Genomic DNA, 8,660 nt, shown 5'->3' with positions numbered 1-8,660 from the left:
ACTTTTAGCGTCAATTAAAAATGGGTGTATTACCATACCAATAGCCACAGGACGCAAGCTGCCACCAATGATACGCCAATGACTGCAATGCCTTTTAGCATCAGTGATTTGGCATAGTCGGCATGTTTATGTAGCAGTGAATACGGCAAACCTGCTACCCATCCTGACAACAAGATTGCTATGCCCCAAAGCCAATTGCGATTTCCCAAAGCAGTTAATGCCGCCACCATACTGCCAAATAGCAGCATGGTAAGCCCCGCTGAGAACAATATAATCAGCGGCATTAAAAATAACTGCTGAGATAAGTAAAACTCTACAAACGCTTTTTCTGTCATAAATTGACTCTTCACCCTGCCGGATAAAACCAGGCATTTATTATCAGGCCATCTTGTACTTCGTACACCACTACTACCTGATACGGCTGTTCGGCCATGCCGTATACTTTTTCATGGTCGATAACCTTATTACCCACCACCATGCGCTGCAGCACTTCGGCGCGCAGCGCGGCTATGGTAAAGCGCTCGGCTTTATAAAAAGCGGCCAGAGCTTCACGGCCTGTTAAAGCAGGCTCTGTTGCCGGCATGCGGTAAATAGCAATATCACTGTGGTAGCAGCTTATAAAAGCAGCGAGATCTTTAGCGTTGTAAGCATCCAGCTGGCGTTGTACCGGCAATACTGTTTGTTCGTTATTCATATCGTTAGCCATATCGTTAGCCATAGTATGGCAGCCTTATTCCAGCGTTTTTGTCATAAACGTACTGTTCGGGTCTTCCGGGTAATCGGCGAAGCGGCCGCAGTAATTAAAGCCGGCGCTTTGGTACAAGGTGCGGGCCGGCAGGAAAAACTCCATCGAGCCGGTTTCCAGAAACAGCTGTTTAATACCGCTTTGGCTGGCCTCTTTTAGCAAAAACTGTAATAAGGCGCGGCCTATGCCCTGCCCGCGTGCTTCGGGTGCGGTGCGCATAGATTTAATTTCTGCCATATCGTTGCTGTGTTGTTTAAGCGCCACACAGCCCAGTAAGGTGTCACCCTGCCAGGCGCCCCAGAAACGGATATCCGGCGCCTGTAGTTTACTGATATCCAGCGCGTGCACACTCTCTGGTGGAGAGGTGGCATACATATCGTCTAAATGACCCTGCAATAACTGCCTGACCGCCGGCGAGTCGAGCCGGCCGGGAATAATGTTCATCGTTAATCTACCTGAGAAAATGTGTATAAAGGTACAAGGCCGGTGCGCGCTGTTTTCAGCAACCGGCCTTACTCAGCTGAGAGTAAGCAACTGATAACATGCACTACAGCCTTAATCCGCGCCTGAAAGCGCGGCAAATAAAGTGCTTCGCGGCGATTGTAACTATGCTTTGACAGCATGGATAAAAAATTAGCCGCCGACAACATTTTTTTTCCTGCAAAACGTTTTGAAATCCTGTATATTACCGCACTATTTTCAAACCCTAGCTTATTGAGATTACTATGTCAGCAGATTTATCCTTATACAGAAACATTGGTATCTTCGCCCACGTTGATGCCGGCAAAACCACTACTACCGAGCGTATCCTGAAACTGACCGGTAAGATCCATAAGTTAGGTGAAGTTCACGAAGGTGAATCTACTACCGACTTTATGGAACAGGAAGCCGAGCGCGGTATTACTATCCAGTCAGCAGCTGTTAGCTGTTTCTGGAAAGGCTACCGTTTCAACGTTATCGATACCCCGGGCCACGTTGACTTCACTGTTGAAGTATACCGTTCATTAAAAGTATTAGACGGTGGTGTTGGTGTATTCTGTGGTTCAGGCGGTGTTGAGCCACAATCAGAAACTAACTGGCGCTATGCTAACGATGCTGAAGTATCACGTCTGATCTTCGTTAACAAGCTGGACCGTATCGGTGCTGACTTTATCCGTGTTACTGAACAGGTTAAGAAAGTTCTGGGCGCAAACCCACTGATCATGGTGTTACCAATCGGCCGTGAAGACACCTTCAAAGGTGTAGTTGACCTGTTAACACAGAAAGCCTACATCTGGGATGAAACCGGCTTACCGGAAAACTACACCGTAACTGACGTACCGGCTGACATGGCTGACGACGTTGAAATGTACCGTCAACAACTGATCGAAACTGCTGTAGAGCAAGATGACGACCTGTTAATGGCGTACATGGAAGGCGAAGAGCCGTCTCTGGAAGACATTAAGCGTTGTATCCGTAAAGGCTGTCGCGACCTGGCATTCTTCCCGACTTACTGTGGTTCAGCCTTTAAAAACAAAGGTATGCAATTACTGTTAGATGCGGTTGTTGATTATCTGCCAAGCCCGACTGAAGTTATTCCTCAGCCACTGACTGACGAAGAAGGTAACGAAACCGGCCAACACGCTATCGTGTCTGCTGACGAGCCGTTCCGCGCTTTAGCATTCAAAATCATGGATGACCGTTTCGGCGCCCTGACCTTTATCCGTATCTACTCTGGTGTACTGAACAAGGGTGATACCATCCTGAACTCTTTCACCGGCAAAACCGAGCGTATCGGCCGTATGGTTGAAATGCAGGCGAATGACCGTACCGACCTGACTACTGCTCAGGCGGGTGACATCATTGCGCTGGTAGGTATGAAGAACAACACCCAGACCGGCCACACTTTGTGTGATCCTAAGCACCCTTGTACGCTTGAGCCAATGGTATTCCCGGAGCCGGTAATTTCTATCTCTGTTACGCCAAAAGATAAAGGCTCAGTAGAGAAGATGGGTATCGCTATCGGTAAGATGGTTGCTGAAGATCCAACCTTCCGTGTTGAAACTGACGTTGACTCAGGTGAAACCATCCTTAAAGGTATGGGTGAATTACACTTAGATATCAAAGTAGACATCTTAAAACGTACTTACGGCGTTGAGTTAGTTGTAGGTCAGCCACAGGTTGCTTACCGCGAAACTATTACCCGTGAAATCGAAGACAGCTACACCCACAAGAAGCAATCAGGTGGTTCTGGTCAGTACGGTAAAATCGATTACCGCATTCGTCCGGGCGAGCAAAACTCAGGCTTTAAATTCATCTCTACCGTTGTTGGTGGTAGCGTACCAAAAGAATTTATGCCTGCTATCGAGAAAGGCTTTGAGTCTATGATGTCAACCGGTACCCTGGCTGGCTTCCCGGTATTAGACGTTGAAGTTGAAGTATTCGACGGTGGTTTCCACGCTGTTGACTCATCAGCCATCGCGTTTGAAATCGCCGCTAAAGGCGCTTTCCGTCAATCTATGCCTAAGGCCGGCGCGCAAATGCTTGAGCCAATCATGAAAGTTGACGTGTTTACCCCGGAAGATCACGTAGGTGATGTTATCGGTGATTTAAACCGTCGTCGCGGCATGATCTCTGGCCAGGAAGCAGGTGTTACCGGCGTACGTATCAAAGCTGACGTACCACTGTCAGAAATGTTCGGTTACATCAGTACTCTGCGTACTATGACGTCAGGCCGTGGTCAGTTCTCTATGGAGTTCTCGCACTACTCACCGTGCCCGGCTAACGTAGCAGAAACTGTTATCGCCAAAGAAAAAGAAAAGAAAGCTGCCGCTGCTAAAAACTAAGCAGTAACGCTTTAAAAAAAGCCCCGCCGGTTAACCTGCGGGGCTTTTTTCTGTCTGTTATTTATACTGTGGCATACCCCTTGCTGTATTTATTGTATCAGCCGTGCTGAGTTTAGGGTGCAGTACAAGGAGTTGCCGATGAGTGTAAAAAGTTTTACCCGTGGCGGATATCCGCTAACCGCCAACTGCTTTGATGAATTGGTTCATGACGATGGCAGCGTGCGCCCGCCGGCCGCTGCCATTGCGCGCTTTATTGATAAACATGGTGCTACTGAACTTTGCCAAAGGCAAATTCAGTTAAATCAAACTATTAGCGATATGGGAGTGTGCTTTACGCTGTACAGCGATGGCAGCAATATCGACCGCGCCTGGCCGTTAGATGTGATGCCGCGCACTATTCCCGGCTCCGAATGGCAGCGTACCAGCGCCGGTTTAAAGCAACGTTTAACCGCACTTAATCTGTTTATTGATGACTTATATAACGACCAACAGATCCTTAAAGACGGCATAGTACCGGCTGAGCTGGTGTTGCAATCGAAAAATTATCTTGCACCATGCCAGGGCATTTCGCCCCGTTATGGCGTCTGGGCCAACATTTGCGGCACTGATTTGGTTCGTGACGGGACAGGCCGTTTTCTGGTATTGGAAGATAACCTGCGCGTACCGTCAGGGGTGTCTTACATGCTGGAAAACCGTACCGTAATGAAACGGGTGTTCCCCGAGCTGTTTGCTGACTCAACCATATATCCGGTAGACGATTACACACACCAGCTGTGGCGCATGCTGGCATCACTGGCACCGCGCAGCAGCGATGTACCCTGTATAGTGCTGCTAACCCCCGGCATCTATAACTCGGCCTATTTTGAACACAGCTTTCTGGCGCAGCAAACCGGCATAGAGCTGGCCGAAAACACCGATTTATTTGTCGAAGATGACATTGTTTATTTGAAAAAGCTGCATGGTAAGCAACGGGTTGACGTTATCTACCGCCGTATTGACGATGTGTTTCTTGACCCACAGACGTTCCGTCCCGACTCGGTGCTGGGTGTACCTGGCCTGATTAAGGCGTGGGCTAAAGGCAATGTGGCTATTGCCAATGCGCCGGGATCCGGGGTGGCCGATGACAAAGTTATTTATGCCTATGTACCACAAATTATTCAATATTACTTAGGCGAGCAACCACTTATAGACAATGTAGAAACCTACCTGTGTCTGGAGCCGAAGCAGCGCAGTTATGTGTTAGCAAACCTGGATAAACTGGTGGTAAAACCGGCCAACGAGTCCGGCGGCTACGGCATTTTAATCGGCCCGCGCTCAACATTAGCCGAACAGCAACAGATGGCGGCCGCCATAAAGGCTAACCCACGCAATTTTATAGCCCAGCCTACGCTTAACTTATCTACCGCACCGACACTGTGCGACGGTGCGCTGGAGCCACGTCACCTCGATTTACGCCCCTTTATTTTGCAGGGCAAAGAGCTGTACTGCACCACCGGCGGTTTAAGCCGGGTAGCGCTGACTCGCGGCTCGCTGGTGGTAAATTCATCCCAGGGCGGTGGCAGTAAAGACACCTGGATTATCAACGATGAGGTATAACTTATGCTGCTGAAATCTGTCGATAATATTTTCTGGCTCGGTCGCTACCTGGAGCGGCTGGACGATACCGCAAGGCTGGTAAACGCCACCAGCCACCTGCTGATAGACAGCCACAAAGACACCCGCTTCAGTTGGCCGATACTGCTGGATGTAATGGGGCTGGACAGCAGCAGCACCCTGGCCGACTATCAGCTGCCGCCTGATGCCACGCCGGAACAAGCCAGCATTGAATATGCGGTAATGGCGCATTTAATCAGCAACAACGCCAGCAGCGTGTCTATCCGCCATACCTGCAGCCAACTGAAATACAACGCCCGCTCTGTACGCCAGTTGATCCCGCGTGATATGTGGGAAGAGTTAAATATGCTGGATAGTTTTATTCAACAACATTGCCAACAGCCCGGCGGGCGCCAACAGCGCTATAATCTGATGACAGAAGTAAGCCGGCGCTGTCAAATGGTGGTAGGTGTGTTAGACGGTGTAATGCTTCGCAGCGACGCCTTTGGTTTGTTTAATATGGGCCGCCACGTAGAGCGTGCCGATATGACCACCCGCATTATGGATGTGATGGTGCTGCAACAATTACAACCAACACAAATTAAACGGCCTAAATTTCGCTGGACCTCTATCCTTAATGCATTGGGTGGCATAGAGTCATATCATTATTATCTGGCGCATCAAAGCAGTGATGTTGATGCTATCGACTATCTGCTGACTTTTGCGGATTTCCCCCGCTCTATCGCCTATTGTTTTAACCGTGTTGCCGCTTCAGCCAAAGGCTTACCGCACAGCATCAACATTTTGCAGCAAGTGCATCAGTTGCAGACACTGCTTAAAGCCGCGCCACTAAGCGAGCTGTCAACCGAACAGTTGCATAGCCTGATAGACCAGATCCAGGCCGGTATTATGCAGTTACATCAGGTGATAACTGAGCCCGCTGCTGCGCAGCAGCAACAACTTTCTGCCTGAACTGATTTAACAGGAGCCGTATGTCAGTGAGCGTTACGCCGCACAATTTAGCTGAACAGCAACACTGGCAACAGCTGAAGCCGTGGCAGCATCTGCAGCACTGGTGGCAACAACAAAGCCCTGCCAGGCTGCAGCAACTGCAGGATGAGTTGCAACATCAGCTGCGTGAAAATGGTACCGCGTTTTCACCGGGCCAACAGCCGCAACGTCAGCTGGATTTAATGCCCTGGCTTATCAGCGAGCCACAATGGCTGCAACTGGAAAGCGGCCTGAGCCAGCGGCACCAGTTGTTAAACGCCATTTTACATGACCTTTACGGCCCGCAGCAGTTGTTACAACACGCTATTATTCCGCCGGAAGTGATCTTTTTAAACAAAGATTATCTGTTACCCTGCGTTAACTTAACCGGCAAACAGCCTTGGCTGCCCATGTTGGCCACCGATATCGGCCGCAACAGCGCCGGTAACTTCTGCGCCTGGGGCGATAACAGCCGCTTACCAGCCGGTTTGGGCTATGTACTGGAGCACCGGCTGGCATTTAACAACACCACCGGCGAGTTAAACGCAGGCATTAAAAAAAGCCAGTTAGCCGGCTTTTTCCGCCGTTTACAACAGTTACTGCAGCAAGGCTACCATGGCGATAACAGACAAAAAACCGCCGGCATCTTAACGCACCATAAACGCGATGCAGCCTATTTTGAGCACGCTTTTCTGGCCAACTACCTCGACATTGCCCTGGTACACGGTGCAGATCTGATGTTTAAAGACGGCCAACTGTGGTTAAAAACCTTAAGCGGCCTGCAGCCGTTGCAAAGCCTGCTGCGCTATCTGCCGGACAGCAGTTGTGATTCGCTGGAGCTGGATGCCGCCGGCAGTGGCAGTGCCGGGCTATTACAAAGTATCCGCCAACAACAACTGCTCTGTGTTAACCCACCGGGTACCGCACTGCTTGACTCGGGTGCTTTGTTGCCGTTTTTAGCGCCATGTTGCGAGTTTTTGTTGCAGCAGCCATTACTGTTACCCACTGTTGCGGCGTTGTGGTGTGGTGATAAGCAAGACCTGGCGCAGTTGCAAGCCAATCAACAGCAGTACTGCCTGCAACATTTACTCAGCGGCAAACAATGGTTACTGCCACAGCTTAACGTCGCAGAGCGCGCAGCGTTGTGGCAACAGCTGCTGCTGCAACCGGCGGCGTACATTGCAAGACAGTTATTGCCACTGAGCACTTTGCCGGTAAATAGCTTAGCAGACAGCTCGCCCGCCGATGCGCAGCTGCCACAACAAACGGGGGTATTGCGTCTGTTCAGCTTGCTTGAAAACCAAGCTGAAACCGGCATTGAAGTGCACGTTATGCCGGGCGCCCTGGGCCGTGTCAGTGCAAACGGCAACGCCTTGCAATTGACTGACAGTGCCGGTTTTAATCAGGCTTTCAAAGCCAAAGATGTTTGGGTACTGGCAGACAAAGCTCACGCTGTAAGTTTGCTGCAAAGCGCAAAGCAGCAAGTTACGCTGTCACGCCACTCCGGTTTATTGCCCAGTCGCGTAGCCGACCATTTATTCTGGTTAGGGCGCTACAACGAACGGTTGAACCTGATATGCAGGGCCCTGCGCGCGGCGCTCACCTTACTCAGCAGCAGTGAGCCCGCAACACAACAGGACGCCGCCTGTTTACTGCATTTTTGCCTGCAAGCTAACGGCAGTGGCGATAGCGCTGCACCCGCAAAGATAACTGCAGCACAAGTAACACTGGAAAGCTTATTTAATACCGCCAATCCGCACGGCGTGGCGGCCGTGTTGCAAAACCTGTTGTTTAATGCCCAGTCGGTACGCGAATATTTTAGTGAAGATACCTGGTATGTACTGGATAAACTGCAAACGGCCGTTTATCAGTGGCCGGCCCTCTCTGCTCAGCCGCAAATGGCAACGCTGCAACGTACACTGGACGAGGTAGTGCTGCTGCAAACAGCCATTTACGGCCTGAACAATGAAACCATGAGCCGTACCCAAACGTTGCGTTTTATGGATCTGGGCCAGCACCTGGAACGGGCACTGCAAACCTGCAGCCTGCTACAAGCTGTGTTTACTCATAGGCCACCGGGTGATGCTTTGCTTGAGGCCCTGCTACGCCTGGCGGATACATTACTCACCTACCGCCGGCGCTATCAGGCTGAGCTGTATGCTCCGGCTATTATTGACTTGTTATTGTTGGACGACAGCACGCCGCGTTCAGTAGGTTATCAGTGTGCCAGTCTGCTGCGACAAACCGAAAAACTTCCGGCACTGCAGGCTGGTGTGGGGTTAAAACCCGGCCGCGAGCAACGCCTGGCCATGGAATTGGTAGCCTTGTTACACCAATTAGATCCACAACAACTGTTTGACTCACAGCAACACGCAAAGCCGGATCTCAGTTTACTGCTACATCAGCTGCAACAACTGTTGCGTCAGCTGTCTGACAGCATTACACAGTCCTACTTTAATCATGCTGATTTAAGCAGCCAATGGCAGAGTTTCTAACAGGGTCTGTAT

The 8,660-nt window shown here is 50.3% G+C and carries 7 protein-coding genes; 4 read left to right on the top strand and 3 right to left on the bottom strand.

From position 1 onward, the window contains the following. Nucleotides 1-29: 29 nt before the first annotated feature. The 3 genes from HRH59_RS03220 to HRH59_RS03210 are packed head-to-tail and all read right to left on the bottom strand — an operon-like array spanning nt 30 to nt 1,189. Entirely contained in the window at nt 30-335 is a 306-nt protein-coding gene (locus tag HRH59_RS03220; protein WP_173499815.1) for a hypothetical protein, read from the bottom strand. Nucleotides 336-346: 11 nt separating this feature from the next. Beyond that, complete coding sequence (locus tag HRH59_RS03215) at nt 347-718, bottom strand: nuclear transport factor 2 family protein (RefSeq protein ID WP_231702379.1); 372 nt, start codon at nt 716-718, stop codon at nt 347-349. 12 nt (nt 719-730) lie between these two features. Next, a complete protein-coding gene (locus HRH59_RS03210; RefSeq protein WP_173499814.1) occupies nt 731-1,189 on the bottom strand; it encodes a GNAT family N-acetyltransferase in 459 nt (152 codons plus the stop codon). 275 nt (nt 1,190-1,464) lie between these two features. On the opposite strand from HRH59_RS03210, the gene fusA reads away from it, so the two are divergent. The 4 genes from fusA (at nt 1,465) to HRH59_RS03190 (ending at nt 8,648) form a co-directional block, all read left to right on the top strand. Next, the gene (gene fusA, locus HRH59_RS03205) at nt 1,465-3,570 is read left to right on the top strand and encodes an elongation factor G (RefSeq protein ID WP_408015040.1); all 2,106 of its coding nucleotides are present in this window, start codon (nt 1,465-1,467) and stop codon (nt 3,568-3,570) included. A gap of 138 nt (nt 3,571-3,708) precedes the next feature. Continuing rightward, on the top strand, nt 3,709-5,166 hold the full coding sequence (locus HRH59_RS03200) for a circularly permuted type 2 ATP-grasp protein (RefSeq protein WP_173499812.1): 1,458 nt from the start codon (nt 3,709-3,711) through the stop codon (nt 5,164-5,166). A 3-nt stretch (nt 5,167-5,169) separates the two neighbouring features. After that, nucleotides 5,170-6,135, top strand: a complete 966-nt coding sequence (locus HRH59_RS03195) for an alpha-E domain-containing protein (protein WP_173499811.1) — start codon at nt 5,170-5,172, stop codon at nt 6,133-6,135. A gap of 20 nt (nt 6,136-6,155) precedes the next feature. Beyond that, nucleotides 6,156-8,648 carry a circularly permuted type 2 ATP-grasp protein gene (locus tag HRH59_RS03190; protein ID WP_173499810.1) on the top strand — a complete coding sequence of 831 codons (2,493 nt, stop codon included), beginning with the start codon at nt 6,156-6,158 and terminating at the stop codon, nt 8,646-8,648. Nucleotides 8,649-8,660: the final 12 nt, after the last annotated feature.

It is taken from the genome of Rheinheimera lutimaris, from assembly GCF_013283795.1.
Classification (GTDB): Bacteria; Pseudomonadota; Gammaproteobacteria; order Enterobacterales; family Alteromonadaceae; genus Alishewanella; species Alishewanella lutimaris.
This window is presented reverse-complemented; position numbering and strand designations above follow the sequence as displayed.

Coding starts and splice junctions, on each gene's coding strand:
- HRH59_RS03195 (WP_173499811.1), top strand. CDS start 5,170: ATGCTGCTGAAATCTGTCGATAATATTTTCTGGCTCGGTCGCTACCTG.
- HRH59_RS03200 (WP_173499812.1), top strand. CDS start 3,709: ATGAGTGTAAAAAGTTTTACCCGTGGCGGATATCCGCTAACCGCCAAC.
- HRH59_RS03220 (WP_173499815.1), bottom strand. CDS start 335: ATGACAGAAAAAGCGTTTGTAGAGTTTTACTTATCTCAGCAGTTATTT.
- HRH59_RS03210 (WP_173499814.1), bottom strand. CDS start 1,189: ATGAACATTATTCCCGGCCGGCTCGACTCGCCGGCGGTCAGGCAGTTA.
- HRH59_RS03190 (WP_173499810.1), top strand. CDS start 6,156: ATGTCAGTGAGCGTTACGCCGCACAATTTAGCTGAACAGCAACACTGG.
- HRH59_RS03215 (WP_231702379.1), bottom strand. CDS start 718: ATGGCTAACGATATGGCTAACGATATGAATAACGAACAAACAGTATTG.